The organism is Brenneria izadpanahii, assembly GCF_017569925.1.
Taxonomy (GTDB): Bacteria; Pseudomonadota; Gammaproteobacteria; order Enterobacterales; family Enterobacteriaceae; genus Brenneria; species Brenneria izadpanahii.
This window is the reverse complement of the sequence record NZ_CP050854.1, coordinates 3,915,331-3,927,629: the sequence shown is the minus strand read 5'-3', so window position 1 is coordinate 3,927,629 and position 12,299 is coordinate 3,915,331. Positions and strand designations below refer to the sequence as shown.

At 54.3% G+C, this 12,299-nt stretch carries 12 protein-coding genes; 2 read left to right on the top strand and 10 right to left on the bottom strand.

The annotated features are described in order from the left end of the window. Positions 1-53: 53 nt before the first annotated feature. The 6 genes from HC231_RS17535 to xseB all read right to left on the bottom strand — a co-directional run bounded on the left by HC231_RS17535 (position 54) and on the right by xseB (position 5,755). Complete coding sequence (locus HC231_RS17535; protein WP_208228014.1) at positions 54-956, bottom strand: hypothetical protein; 903 nt, start codon at positions 954-956, stop codon at positions 54-56. Positions 957-1,108: 152 nt separating this feature from the next. Beyond that, on the bottom strand, positions 1,109-2,020 hold the full coding sequence (locus HC231_RS17530) for a hypothetical protein (RefSeq protein WP_208228013.1): 912 nt from the start codon (positions 2,018-2,020) through the stop codon (positions 1,109-1,111). Positions 2,021-2,161: 141 nt separating this feature from the next. Then, positions 2,162-2,596 (bottom strand): CesT family type III secretion system chaperone, encoded by a 435-nt coding sequence (locus HC231_RS17525; RefSeq protein ID WP_208228012.1) that lies wholly within the window; start codon positions 2,594-2,596, stop codon positions 2,162-2,164. Between the two features lie 119 nt (positions 2,597-2,715). Continuing rightward, a complete protein-coding gene (gene dxs, locus HC231_RS17520; RefSeq protein WP_208228011.1) occupies positions 2,716-4,578 on the bottom strand; it encodes a 1-deoxy-D-xylulose-5-phosphate synthase in 1,863 nt (620 codons plus the stop codon). A 20-nt stretch (positions 4,579-4,598) separates the two neighbouring features. Further along, positions 4,599-5,510 carry a (2E,6E)-farnesyl diphosphate synthase gene (gene ispA, locus HC231_RS17515; protein WP_208228010.1) on the bottom strand — a complete coding sequence of 304 codons (912 nt, stop codon included), beginning with the start codon at positions 5,508-5,510 and terminating at the stop codon, positions 4,599-4,601. Further along, positions 5,507-5,755 (bottom strand): exodeoxyribonuclease VII small subunit, encoded by a 249-nt coding sequence (gene xseB / locus HC231_RS17510; RefSeq protein ID WP_208228009.1) that lies wholly within the window; start codon positions 5,753-5,755, stop codon positions 5,507-5,509. The genes ispA and xseB overlap by 4 nt, the downstream gene beginning before the upstream one ends. Positions 5,756-6,179: 424 nt before the next feature. On the opposite strand from xseB, the gene thiI reads away from it, so the two are divergent. After that, positions 6,180-7,628 (top strand): tRNA uracil 4-sulfurtransferase ThiI, encoded by a 1,449-nt coding sequence (thiI, locus tag HC231_RS17505; protein WP_208228008.1) that lies wholly within the window; start codon positions 6,180-6,182, stop codon positions 7,626-7,628. 36 nt (positions 7,629-7,664) lie between these two features. Here the strand turns inward: thiI and yajL are convergent, their stop codons facing one another. Continuing rightward, positions 7,665-8,255, bottom strand: a complete 591-nt coding sequence (yajL, locus tag HC231_RS17500) for a protein deglycase YajL (RefSeq protein ID WP_208228007.1) — start codon at positions 8,253-8,255, stop codon at positions 7,665-7,667. After that, a complete protein-coding gene (gene panE, locus HC231_RS17495; protein ID WP_208228006.1) occupies positions 8,218-9,126 on the bottom strand; it encodes a 2-dehydropantoate 2-reductase in 909 nt (302 codons plus the stop codon). The genes yajL and panE overlap by 38 nt, the downstream gene beginning before the upstream one ends. 239 nt (positions 9,127-9,365) lie before the next feature. Here panE and HC231_RS17490 point away from each other — a divergent pair, with 239 nt between their 5' ends. After that, positions 9,366-9,857, top strand: a complete 492-nt coding sequence (locus HC231_RS17490; RefSeq protein ID WP_208228005.1) for a YajQ family cyclic di-GMP-binding protein — start codon at positions 9,366-9,368, stop codon at positions 9,855-9,857. A 35-nt stretch (positions 9,858-9,892) separates the two neighbouring features. Here HC231_RS17490 and HC231_RS17485 read toward each other — a convergent pair whose 3' ends face one another. After that, a complete protein-coding gene (locus tag HC231_RS17485; RefSeq protein ID WP_208228004.1) occupies positions 9,893-11,257 on the bottom strand; it encodes an MFS transporter in 1,365 nt (454 codons plus the stop codon). Positions 11,258-11,409: 152 nt separating this feature from the next. Beyond that, positions 11,410-12,297, bottom strand: a complete 888-nt coding sequence (gene cyoE / locus HC231_RS17480; protein WP_208228003.1) for a heme o synthase — start codon at positions 12,295-12,297, stop codon at positions 11,410-11,412. Between the last annotated feature and the right edge of the window lie 2 nt (positions 12,298-12,299).

The window sequence follows — 12,299 nt, the reverse complement described above, 5'->3', positions numbered from 1 at the left end:
TTAAATGTGTTTGCCCGCATCCACTGACGCTCCTGTAAGGCGCGTTGGCCCGCTTAGTAAGGCGAATCATCCCAGGCTTGTTGCGCCGCGCGTTGCCGGGACACCGTGGCCTGGGCGATGTCGTCCATTGACCTGGCGCTTAAGGCGTCGCTGGAATAGCGCGTGCTGGGGTCTTTGGCGACGAGCCGCTCATCCAACAGACTACTGAGTACGCCGTAGTAATCATTCAACTGGATATAGCTCCGGCCGATCGGCGGGTATTGGTTCTGCCGCAGGTAGTTCGCCACTTCACCGCTGGTCACGTGCTTTATATGATTGAGCGTCAGCGCCGCCGGGAGCGGCGCTGCATTAGGGGGGCGCTGATAAAGGGCCGGCAGGGCCGGAGTGCGATTTTTCGACTCCTGTAGTGTGACGGCGGAAGGATATCTGACCCAGGGATCGACCACGACAGTATTTTTTTCTCCCCAGGTCTGATCGCGCGGATCGCCGATCAAAACATAGGCATGACACCAGTTTTGATCCTTCACGAAGGATACCGGGGCATTAATCGATTGTTGCGCCAATAGCGTATAGCTTACGCTGGCGAATTCCTGACAATTGCCGGACTGATGGCGGGCGGCGTCCCATGCGGCCTGGATTGGAGAGGAGAACGGCGTTCTTCTGACCATATAGGTACGGGCCATGCTCTCGCCGCCGGTATATAAAACCTCAGCCGTTTGATTGCCCGCGCCGTAGGGCAGCAGCATCTTCACCTTGCGCAACGCTTCCTGAGCCAGCTGCAAGTGCTCCATCGTGGATGCGCTGACGCTGACGCGTTTGCCTTCATAAGCGCCAATGCCCAACTCTTGCGCGCTGGCCGCGTCATGGAGTTTGACCGTACGTTCGCTGCTGAAATTTTCCAGCGGGTTTACCGTAACCCTTCCAGGGAAGTATCTGTTATGCGTGGCGTTTAGCATGGTTTTCCGTCCTTATCCTTGTAACGTATTGAAAGCGATGTGCCGGCGTAGGATAAATTCCGTTCTAAGTAGGCCGCCGGCGTAATGCATATACCGCGGTCATTCTCAATAGCGTGAAGCATTCCCCGCGAGTAAACAGGCAAAAGCGAGCGCTACCATCGATATGGCGAATTATTCCAGGCTTGCTGCGCCGCGCGCTGCCGGGACACCGTAGCCTGCGCGATATCGTCCATTGATCTGGCGTTAAAAAGGTTGCTTGAATAACGCGTGCTGGGATCTTTGGCGGCGGTTTTCTCATCAAACGTTTCAGACTCAACTCCGCTTTGGGAAAACCATTCCAGAAAATCGTCACCGAGGGAAGGGAGTTCAATCTCGGCGAGATAGTGGCTTACTTCGTCGGTAGTCACGTGGCGTATGCTGTTTAACGCCTGGGCGCCGGTCAGAGGCGACGCATTGCGGGCTCTCTGATATTCCGGCTCGGGATAAGGATTACGCCGGCTGGCTTGTTCCAGCGTGACCGCCGCGGGATACCTGACCCAAGGATCTACGACCACGGTATTTTTCTCTCCCCATGTTTGATCGCGCGGATCGCCAATGAGTATGTAGTTATGCTCCCAATCGCTATCGCTTACATATAACACCGGCGCGTTGATTTGCTTCTGCGCCAGCAACGTATAGGCTACATCAGCATTTTCTGCGCAGTTACCCGCCTGATAGCGTGCGGCCTGATAAGCGTTAGGGATGGGGTTGTCAATGGACGCGTTATTTCTGTGCATTAGCGCGCGCGCTGAACTTTCTCCGTTGGTGTAAACCATTTCCACTTTTTGGTTGCCCGCCCCATAGGGCAACAGCATCTTCACTTTGCGCAGCGTTTCCTGCGCCAGTTGCAAGTGTTCCATCGTGGCGGCGCTGACGCTGACGCGTTTGCCTTCATAAGCGCCAATGCCCAACTCTTGCGCGCTGACCGCGTCATGGAGTTTAACCGTACGTTCTCGGCTGAAATTTTCCAGCGGGTTTACCGCAACTCCTCCGGGGAAATATCTGTTGTGCGTGGCGTTTAGCATGGTTTTCCTGTCCTTAACCTTTTTAACGTCTTAAGAGTGATGTAGCGGCGTAGGATAAATTTCCGTTTTAGTCCGGCGTAATGCATGTACTGCGGTCATCACTGATTGATGAAAAGGAGATGTCAGGCAAACGCGGGCGATCTATTTCCCTGCGGAGGAATTCATCAGCTTGTTGATCCAGGCTTTCAGTTTTGATGCCGTATCGATAAATGAACCAACTAATTTATAGGTTTCGGCTTCATCCAACTCGGCCAGCGCCTGCCGGCACGAAAGCATGACTTGCATGTTGCGGATATCAAGACCAATGTTGAACACCGGATGTTTGGTGTTCCACATATTCATGGAAAGCAGCGATAACAGAATGTCGGGGCGCGCGCTGACGTCCGGCTCCAGCGAGATAACCGGGCTGATGATGTTCAGGTAATCCTGCTGGTTCCCCAACAGCAGGATCTGCATTTCATCTTCCAGCGTAATGATATAGACATCGTGCCCGTTCTCCGCCGCTTTTTCCGCGTCAACCTGATACCGTTTCATCAGCTTGGACATGACGATGTGGAAACCTCGCTTACTGCTCATGCCATTTCTCCTTTTCGATTTCCTTGAGTGGCGGGAGCGCGGCTTGGGTTCCATGTGAAATGAAAAATAGGGAAGGGCGGAATAACGCCGGTGAAAGCGCTATTCCGCGTAGGAGGGCGTTAGGCCAGCCACTCCTGGATGCGACGTGCGATGCCTGCGGCATCCAGACCGAGATCGGCGCGGATTTCTTCCTGCACACCTTGAGGAACGAAGGCGTCCGGCAGGCCGATATTCAGTACCGGCAGCGGTTTGCGTTTTGCCATCAGCAGCTCGTTTACGCCGCTGCCCGCGCCGCCCATAACGGCGTTTTCTTCCAGCGTAACCAGCGTATCGTGGGTGTTCGCCATTTCCATAATTAGCGCTTCATCCAACGGTTTGACGAAACGCATATCCACCAGCGTAGCGTTCAGTTTGTCCGCGGCTTTTTGCGCTTCCGGCAATAGCGTGCCGAAGTTAAGGATTGCGATCCCTTTGCCCTGACGCCGCACGACGCCTTTGCCAATCGGCAATTCAGCCAGCGGAGCTAAATCCGCGCCGACGCCGCTGCCGCGGGGATAGCGCACCGCCGCCGGTCCTTTCTTGTAGTGATAACCGGTGTGCAGCATCTGACGGCATTCATTTTCGTCGCTTGGCGTCATAATGACCATGTTGGGGATGCAGCGTAAAAACGACAGATCGAAAGCGCCCTGATGCGTCTGACCGTCGGCGCCGACAATGCCGCCGCGATCGATGGCGAATAGCACCGGCAGATTTTGAATGGCGACGTCATGGATAACCTGATCGTAGGCGCGCTGCAAAAAGGTGGAGTAAATCGCCACTACCGGGTTGTATCCCCCAACGGCCAGACCGGCGGCAAAAGTAACCGCGTGCTGTTCGGCGATGGCGACGTCAAAATATTGCTGCGGATAGTCACGGGAGAACTGCACCATGCCGGATCCTTCACGCATCGCGGGGGTGATGGCCATCAATTTACTGTCTTTCGCCGCGGTTTCCTGGAGCCATTGACCGAAAATCTTGGAATAGGTCGGCAGGTTGTCTTTGCTTTTCGGCAGCGTGCCGCTGGCGGGATCGAACTTGGGCACCGCATGCCAGCTAATGGGATCCTGTTCTGCCGGGGCATAGCCTTTACCCTTTTTGGTCATAATGTGCAGCAGTTGCGGACCTTTCAGACTGCGCATATTTTTCAGCGTTTGCGCCAGCGCCTGCACGTCGTGACCATCCACCGGACCGATATAATTAAATCCCAGCTCTTCAAACAGAGTGCCCGGAACCACCATGCCCTTGAGATGTTCTTCCGTCCGTTTGACCAGTTCCTTGATCGGCGGCAGTCCGGATAACACTTTTTTGCCCCCTTCGCGCAGGCTGGCGTACAGCTTGCCGGACAGCAACTGCGCCAGGTGGTTGTTCAGCGCGCCGACGTTCTCTGAAATCGACATTTCGTTGTCGTTCAGCACCACCAGCAGGTCGGCGTTAATATCGCCGGCGTGGTTCATGGCTTCAAAGGCCATTCCCGCGGTAATGGCGCCGTCGCCGATCACGCAAACGGTGCGGCGGCCTTTCCCTTCACGCTCCGCGGCGACGGCCATACCCAGTCCGGCGCTGATTGAGGTTGACGAATGGCCGACGCTTAATACGTCATATTCGCTTTCCTCACGCCACGGGAAGGGGTGTAAACCGCCTTTTTGACGAATGGTGGCGATACGGTCGCGGCGGCCCGTCAGGATTTTGTGCGGATAGGCCTGATGCCCGACATCCCAGACCAGGTGATCGAACGGCGTGTTGTAGACGTAATGCAGGGCGACCGTGAGTTCAACGGTCCCTAATCCTGAGGCGAAATGACCGCTTGAACGGCTGACGCTATCCAATAAATATTGGCGAAGTTCATCACACAGCTTCGGCAGGCTCTCTTTCGGTAGCAGACGCAGTTCATCGGGTGTTTCCACTAACGATAATGTAGGGTATTTCGCTGTATCAAAACTCATTAGAGACTCGTTTAGAGATTTTATTTGTTGCGCTCGACGATGAAATTCGCCAGCGCTTGTAATGGCTCAATATTCAATGGTTCTTGGCTGGAAGCGACCAGATCGTCCAGCGACGCCAGTGATTCCTGGTAAAGCTCCCGCGCCTTTTCCCGCGCGCCTTGCAACCCCAGCAAGCCGGGATAGGTACTCTTACCCAGTTGTTGATCGGCGCCCTGACGTTTCCCCGTCGTGGCGCTATCCCCGACCACATCTAAAATATCGTCCTGTACCTGAAAGGCCAGACCGATAGCGTTGGCGTAGCGATCGAGGTAAGGCAACGCCGCCCGGCCCGGCTCGCCGGCCGCCAGCGCGCCCAGTCTTACCGCCGCGCGGATTAGCGCGCCCGTCTTATGCCGGTGGATCTGCTCCAGCGCGGCCAAATCCACCTGATGGCCTTCCGCCGCCAAATCCAACGCCTGGCCGCCGCACATGCCTGCGACGCCGCTGGCCTGGGCCAGCTCGGACAACATCGCCAGGCGATTTTGCACCGTAACTTGCGGCATCGGGGCATCAGCTAAAATTGAGAATGCTAACGTTTGCAGGGCATCTCCGGCCAAAACGGCGCTGGCTTCGCCAAACTTGATATGACAGGTCGGCTGACCGCGACGCAGATCATCATTGTCCATCGCCGGTAGATCGTCATGGATTAATGAATAGGCATGAATGCATTCTACCGCCGCGGCGGGCGCATCCAGACTTTCCAGCGGCATACCAAACAGTTCACCCGTAGTATAAACCAGAAATGGACGCAGCCGCTTGCCGCCTAACAATGAACCATAACCCATGGCGTTAACCAGTGGACTACTCTGAAAGGGTAACGCGGAGATGAAATGACTCAGGATACGATTAGTCCGCTGGCAGTGGGCATCCAATTGTTCGGAGAAGTCTGTCATAGCGGCTCACTGTCCGGGGTAAAAGGCGACAGCTCCGCATCCGGCTCATCGCTAAGTAAAATCTGTACCCGCTGCTCAGCCTGTTGCAGTTTTTGCTGCCCCTGACGCGCAAGCTGTATTCCATGCTCAAATTCATTCAGAGCCTCTTCCAACGGCAATTCACCGGATTCAAGGCGGGTCACGATTTTTTCCAGCTCGTTCAGCGCGTTTTCAAAACTCACTGGCTGCTCGGTTTTCTTGGGCATAGTATTTTCAGAATCCTGGTTTATACGCTGCGGTGTGGTTACTGCATAGCGTTATTTTACATGCGAACATCAACCAATGCCGATGCAATTATACGGCTAAAGCATAGGGCAATCTCTATATCCCCGTCATCTTTCAAATTGCAGGCGCGCGGCCGCGCTTATTACTCGGCCCTTCGCTGGGCCTCGCCCCGTTGGGGCTTCCGCCTTCCTGGATATCGAAATATATTGGTTATAGGCTGATTATTTGATGCCGCCGCGTGATTGGCCGTAACGCCAATTACTTTGGGTATAGATAATGATATACTCCGCGCCCTGGATGCTATCGGTAAAATCATCGCTGTCTGGCTAATTTTACCGATAACGTGATTTTAGCGCTCAGGGTAAATTTATTTACACCCTATCTGATCAAGTAACGACAGCCGCCATGAAGTTTATCATTAAATTGTTCCCGGAAATCACCATCAAAAGCCAATCCGTGCGGTTGCGCTTTATCAAGATTCTGACGGGGAACATCCGCAACGTACTCAAAAATCATGATGAAACGCTGGCGGTTGTCCGTCACTGGGATCATATAGAAGTTCGCGCAAAAGACGAAAGCCAGCATGAGAGTATTCGCGATGCGCTGACGCGTATTCCCGGCATTCATCACATTCTGGATGTTGAAGATCGCGCCTATAGCGATATTCATGACATCTTTGAGCAGACGCTGGCGCTGTACCGCGAGCAACTGGAAGGGAAAACGTTTTGCGTGCGCGTGAAACGCCGGGGTAAGCATGAGTTTAGCTCTCAGGACGTGGAGCGCTATGTCGGCGGCGGTTTGAACCAGCATATTGAAACCGCCAGGGTAAACCTTACGTCTCCGCAGGTTACCGTCCATCTGGAAATCGATCAGGATCGGCTGCTGCTGATTAATGGCCGCTACGAAGGGATTGGCGGCTTTCCCATCGGCACGCAGGAAGACGTCTTGTCGCTGATTTCCGGCGGCTTCGATTCCGGCGTATCCAGCTATATGCTGATGCGCCGCGGCTGTCGGGTGCATTACTGCTTCTTTAATCTGGGCGGCGCGGCTCATGAAATCGGCGTTAAGCAGGTCGCGCATTATCTGTGGAGCCGTTTTGGCAGTTCACATCGGGTGCGTTTCATTGCCATTGATTTTGAGCCGGTAGTCGGCGAGATCCTTGAAAAGATCGATGATGGTCAGATGGGCGTGGTGCTCAAGCGCATGATGGTGCGCGCGGCTTCCAAAATGGCTGAACGCTATGGCGTTCAGGCATTGGTGACGGGCGAAGCGCTGGGACAGGTTTCCAGTCAGACGCTGACGAACCTGCGCCTGATCGATAATGCTTCCGATACATTGATTTTGCGCCCGCTGATTTCTCATGACAAAGAGCACATCATCAAGCTGGCTCGTCAACTGGGAACCGAAGACTTCGCCAAAACGATGCCGGAATACTGCGGCGTGATTTCCAAAAGCCCGACGGTGAAAGCGGTTAAAGCTAAAATCGAGCATGAAGAAAGCCTGTTCGATTTCTCGATTCTGGAACGCGTGGTCAGCGAAGCGCGTAACATCGATATCCGCGAAATCGCCGAGCAAGCCAGTCAGGAAGTGGCTGAGGTGGAAACTGTGGCGGCGTTTGCGCCAACGGATGTCTTACTGGATATCCGCGCGCCGGACGAGCAGGAAGATAAACCGTTGGAGCCGAACGGCGCCGAGATTAAATTGCTGCCATTTTACAAATTGAGCACGCAATTCGGCGATCTGGACCAGAGTAAAACCTATCTGCTCTATTGCGAGCGCGGGGTGATGAGCCGTTTACAGGCGCTGTACCTGCGCGAACAAGGGTTCAGCAACGTGAAGGTGTACCGTCCGTAATGCGATGGGAAGGGCGCCGGACCGCGCCCTTCTTTGTCAGTCCCGGTAGTTATAAATACCGGGCGGCAGGATTAGCTGTGCCGCCACTTCCGCCGCTTTCTCTTTACCCAGCAGCAGATCGATCAGTTTCAGGGCGAAATCCATGCTGGTGCCCGGACCTTGGGTGGTCAGCAGCTTGACGCGGGGATCGTAAACCACCCGCTTATCCATCCACTTCTCCGGCGCGATTTTATCTTTTAACCCCGGATAACCGGTCATATTGCCGATGGGGAATAGCTGGTGATGTTCCAGCACCACGGCCGGCGAGGCGCACATCGCCGCGATGATTTTTCCTTCCTGATGGGTCTGACGAATACATTCCACCAGCAGCGGGCTATCGCGAAAACATTCGGCGCCTTGCAGCCCGCCCGGTAAAATCAATGCGTCAAAATGCCGATCGGCAACCGCGACCAGCGGAACGTCGGCCAAAAGTTTTACGCCGCGGGAACAGATGATTTCCAGGCCGCCATCGCTGGCGACGCTGGCGGTCGTAACCTGAATGCCCGCTCTGATCAGGAGATCTATTGTCGTGACGGCTTCGGTTTCTTCGCTACCAGGAGCCAGACACGCCAGTACCGATGCGCTCATATTCATTCTCCTTACGCTTGATGGCTTCAAACAGCCGGCTATTCTCGGGCAGCGTCAGACCGTGGATACGCGCCCGCCGCAGCAGATAACCGGTGATATAGTCGATCTCGGTATGCCGCTGCGCCATGATGTCTTGCCGCATGGAAGAGATATTAGCCGCAGTGTTCTGAATAACTTGGTTAATGTAGATTAGCAGGCTTTCCGTTGAGGTATGGAAGCCCTCCCGATCCATCACGGCCGCTATTTCCTGACAAAGCGATTCCAACTGTTGCGGATGATCCCGCAGGTCTCCGTTTTGGCATTGGTACACCACCGTTAACGGATTGATGACGCAGTTGGCCGCCAGTTTTAGCCAGCAGGTGGCGGTAATATTGTTATGCCAGGCGACATCGGGTAAAACCTGGTGCAGTATTTCTGCAAAATGACTTTGCGTATCGGCATTGTTGACCGATCCGATGTGCGTTGTGCCCGCCGCGACATGGACTACGGTGGTGGCATCACGGCGAGCTGCGTGCGTCGTCACGCCAAAAATCAGCGGCTGACTGAGAGGCGGCAGCTCTTCGTGTGTTCCCATTCCATTGTGTAATAACAAAATAGTGCAATGGGGGTTTAGTTGCGGCAGTAACGCGATAACGGCATCAGAAACCTGCCAGGCCTTTAACGTGACCAATAACAGCTCGCTTTGCGCCAGATGCTCGGGATCGTTGGCGGTCAGATTCAGATTACAGTGCTGCCCGTTTAGCTGGATCACATTAACCGGGCAGAAAGGTTGTGGAATACGTAGCCACCCTTGGACATCATGCCCATGCTGATGGAAGGCGGCTAGCCATAGCTGCCCGATAGCACCGCAACCAAGAACGGTTATTTTCATTTGATACTCCCTTTATTGACACGGGAACAGTCGTTCTTATATAGGCCAGTCATAGGTTACTATTTGCATCACTATTCGGTTATATCCATTATCTTTCAAGTTGCGGCGGCGTATTGCTCCCTAAATGCTTTGCGTTTGGGGTTCGTGCATTGACGCCGTCTTGCGCCATGAAATCTATTGGGTATATGGAAAAGGAGCGGTTATTATGCTCGCCGGTCAAAATTGTCAGGAGATTGATTATGCCATCTTTCGATATTGTTTCGGAAATTGATATGCAGGAAGTCCGTAATGCGGTGGATAACGCCACGCGTGAGCTGAGCACTCGCTGGGATTTTCGCAATGTGCCGGCCAGCTTTGAACTGAATGAAAAATCACAAAGCATCAAAGTCGCCAGCGAATCGGATTTTCAGGTTCAGCAACTGGTTGATATTCTGCGTGAAAAACTGATGAAGCGGGGTATCGAAGGCGGCGCGCTGGAGGTTCCTGAAGAGATGGATCACAGCGGCAAAACCTACAGCGTTGAGGCCAAGCTGAAGCAGGGTATAGAAAGCGCGCTGGCGAAAAAAATCGTTAAACTGATTAAAGACAGCAAACTGAAGGTGCAGGCCCAGATTCAGGGCGAACAGGTGCGGGTGACCGGAAAATCGCGCGACGATTTGCAAAGCGTGATGGCGTTAGTGCGCGGCGCCGATCTGGGGCAACCGTTCCAGTTCACCAATTTTCGCGATTAAGATTTTACAGGCCGGCATTGCCGGCCTTGTCGTTCTTATGCCTGTCTGACCAACTGCTCTAGTTGCTGTCTGCTGATTCGCTTGTTATCGATCTTAACGTAGGCGCTGTACTCATCCGGCACGATGATGACCTCCGCAACCCCCGGCTGGGTTCGCATTTTCTGTTCGAGGTCGCTGTTCTTTAAGGCTAAATCGGAGAGAGTGATTCTCAGGCTGCTGAGATAAGGCGGTTCCGGCATCGTGAAGCCGACGATCAGCCACAGCGCGGCAATGCCTGCGCCAATGGCGAAGACCGCCGCCGGACCGTACAGATCGAACAGTCCGCCGCCCAGACTACCGCCGATGGCGACGCCGAGAAACTGCGTCGTGGAATAAACGCCCATAGCGGTTCCCTTGTATCCGGCGGGGGACTCTTTACTGATCAGCGACGGCAACAGCGCTTCCATCACGTTAAAGGCGAGAAAGAATAGCTGAATGCCGAAAATGATGCGCCAGAGCTGGTTTCCGGCCGCCCATAGCACCAGTTCCGCAGCGATCAGCAGCACAATACAGAGGATAAATACCCGGATCATCCGCCGTTTCAATTCGGCATAGATAATGAACGGCACCACGCCGGCGAATGAAATCAGCATGGTGACCAGATAGACTTTCCAGTGGTCCTGCGGCGCCAGCCCGGCTTGTTCCATAACTCTTGGCAGCGCCACGAAACTCGACATCAGCAGAATATGCAAACACATGATGCCGAAGTTTAGTTTTAGCAGGCGGCTATTGGCTAAAACCTTGCGGAAGCTGCCGCGTACAATCGCCGATTCCCGGTTCAATACATGCGATGGCGCCGCCGGGATCATGGTTAAGGTAATCACGATGCCCATCAGCGCCAGAACGGCGATGCCCCAGAACAAAGCCTGCAATCCGAATGCATGGGTGACGATGGGACCGACCACCATGGCGATAGCGAAGGTGACGCCGAAGCTGACGCCGATAAACGCCATCGCTTTGGTACGATTCTGCTCGCGGGTAAGATCGGAAAGCAGCGCCATCACGGCGGCGGAAATCGCGCCGGAGCCCTGTAGCGCCCGGCCAAGGATAATGCCCCAGATTGAATCGCTGAGCGCGGCGATGACGCTGCCCAGGGTGAAGATCAGCAGGCCGCCGACAATCAACGGCTTCCGGCCGACGCGGTCTGACATCAGGCCGAAGGGGATCTGGAAAATCGCCTGCATCAGGCCGTAAATGCCAATGGCGATACCGATAAGCGACTCGCTGGCGCCCTGCAGCGCCATGCCGTAGGTGGTCAGAACGGGGAGTACCATGAACATGCCGAGCATGCGCAGCGAAAATACCGTACCTAAGCCCCAGGTCGCACGTAGTTCGCCGGGAGTCATTTTATTGTCGTTCATTGATACCTCTGGAAAACAGTCGGCGCTATTCTAGTTCGATATCCGTCAGCGCGTAAACGATAGCTTTGTTACGCGATTTGGCGGGGCAGGGCGGAAGGGGAAAAGAAAACAGGCGGAGAGCGCCGCCTGTTTTGTGCAGCGGAGCGCCGGCGTTAACGCAAATAGGTTAACAGCGCTTCCTGCGCCGGTGCGATGGAGTCAACGGACATCATCACGCTCAGCGAAGTAATGGCGACGATGGAAAAGATAAACAGTTTTTTGGCCCAGACCCGGTCATCATTGGCATTTTTATAGCCTGATAACGCCATGCCCAGCCACCATACGCTGACGGCGGCGGCGACGACCAGGTATTTGTAACCGGCATAACCGCCCAAAGAGAGCATCAGCGTGGCGATCATGAATGCCAGAATGTAGAGCGTGATATGGTTTTTCGCCACGGAAATGCCTTTTACTACCGGCAATACCGGAATATTGGCGGCCTGGTAGTCTTTCAGGCGAAAGATGGCGATCGCGTAGGAGTGCGGCATCTGCCACAGGCTGAAAATCAGCAGCAAAATCAGCGCGCCGGCGTCGAACTGGCCGCTGACGGCGCAATAACCGATCACCGGCGGCGCGGCGCCGGACAGGCTGCCGATCAGCGTGCCGTAAACCGAATGGCGCTTCATATACAGACTGTAAACGCCGACATAGACCACGAAGCCCATCACTGCCAGCCACATGGCCAGCGGATTGGCCGCGATGTACAGCAACGCAAAGCCGGCAATACCCAACAGAGAAGCGTAAACCAGAGTTACCTTCAGTGAAATCAGTCCCTTAACCAAAACTCGATTTTTGGTTCTCTCCATTTTTTTGTCGATATCGCGGTCGATGACATTGTTAAACACGCAACCCGACGCAACGACCAGCGATACGCCAAACAGGGTGGAGAGAAACAGGACGTAATCAATACTGCCTTGAGCGGCAAGGAGAAATCCGCCGATAACAGAAATCAGGTTACCGAAAATAATTCCTGGTTTAGTGACTTGCAGGTATTTAATCATCT

Excerpts from the sequence above, each read along its gene's own strand:
- HC231_RS17535 (WP_208228014.1), bottom strand. The coding sequence starts at position 956 with ATGCTAAACGCCACGCATAACAGATACTTCCCTGGAAGGGTTACGGTA.
- HC231_RS17530 (WP_208228013.1), bottom strand. The coding sequence starts at position 2,020 with ATGCTAAACGCCACGCACAACAGATATTTCCCCGGAGGAGTTGCGGTA.
- HC231_RS17525 (WP_208228012.1), bottom strand. The coding sequence starts at position 2,596 with ATGAGCAGTAAGCGAGGTTTCCACATCGTCATGTCCAAGCTGATGAAA.
- dxs (WP_208228011.1), bottom strand. The coding sequence starts at position 4,578 with ATGAGTTTTGATACAGCGAAATACCCTACATTATCGTTAGTGGAAACA.
- ispA (WP_208228010.1), bottom strand. The coding sequence starts at position 5,510 with ATGACAGACTTCTCCGAACAATTGGATGCCCACTGCCAGCGGACTAAT.
- xseB (WP_208228009.1), bottom strand. The coding sequence starts at position 5,755 with ATGCCCAAGAAAACCGAGCAGCCAGTGAGTTTTGAAAACGCGCTGAAC.
- thiI (WP_208228008.1), top strand. The coding sequence starts at position 6,180 with ATGAAGTTTATCATTAAATTGTTCCCGGAAATCACCATCAAAAGCCAA.
- yajL (WP_208228007.1), bottom strand. The coding sequence starts at position 8,255 with ATGAGCGCATCGGTACTGGCGTGTCTGGCTCCTGGTAGCGAAGAAACC.
- panE (WP_208228006.1), bottom strand. The coding sequence starts at position 9,126 with ATGAAAATAACCGTTCTTGGTTGCGGTGCTATCGGGCAGCTATGGCTA.
- HC231_RS17490 (WP_208228005.1), top strand. The coding sequence starts at position 9,366 with ATGCCATCTTTCGATATTGTTTCGGAAATTGATATGCAGGAAGTCCGT.
- HC231_RS17485 (WP_208228004.1), bottom strand. The coding sequence starts at position 11,257 with ATGAACGACAATAAAATGACTCCCGGCGAACTACGTGCGACCTGGGGC.
- cyoE (WP_208228003.1), bottom strand. The coding sequence starts at position 12,297 with ATGATTAAATACCTGCAAGTCACTAAACCAGGAATTATTTTCGGTAAC.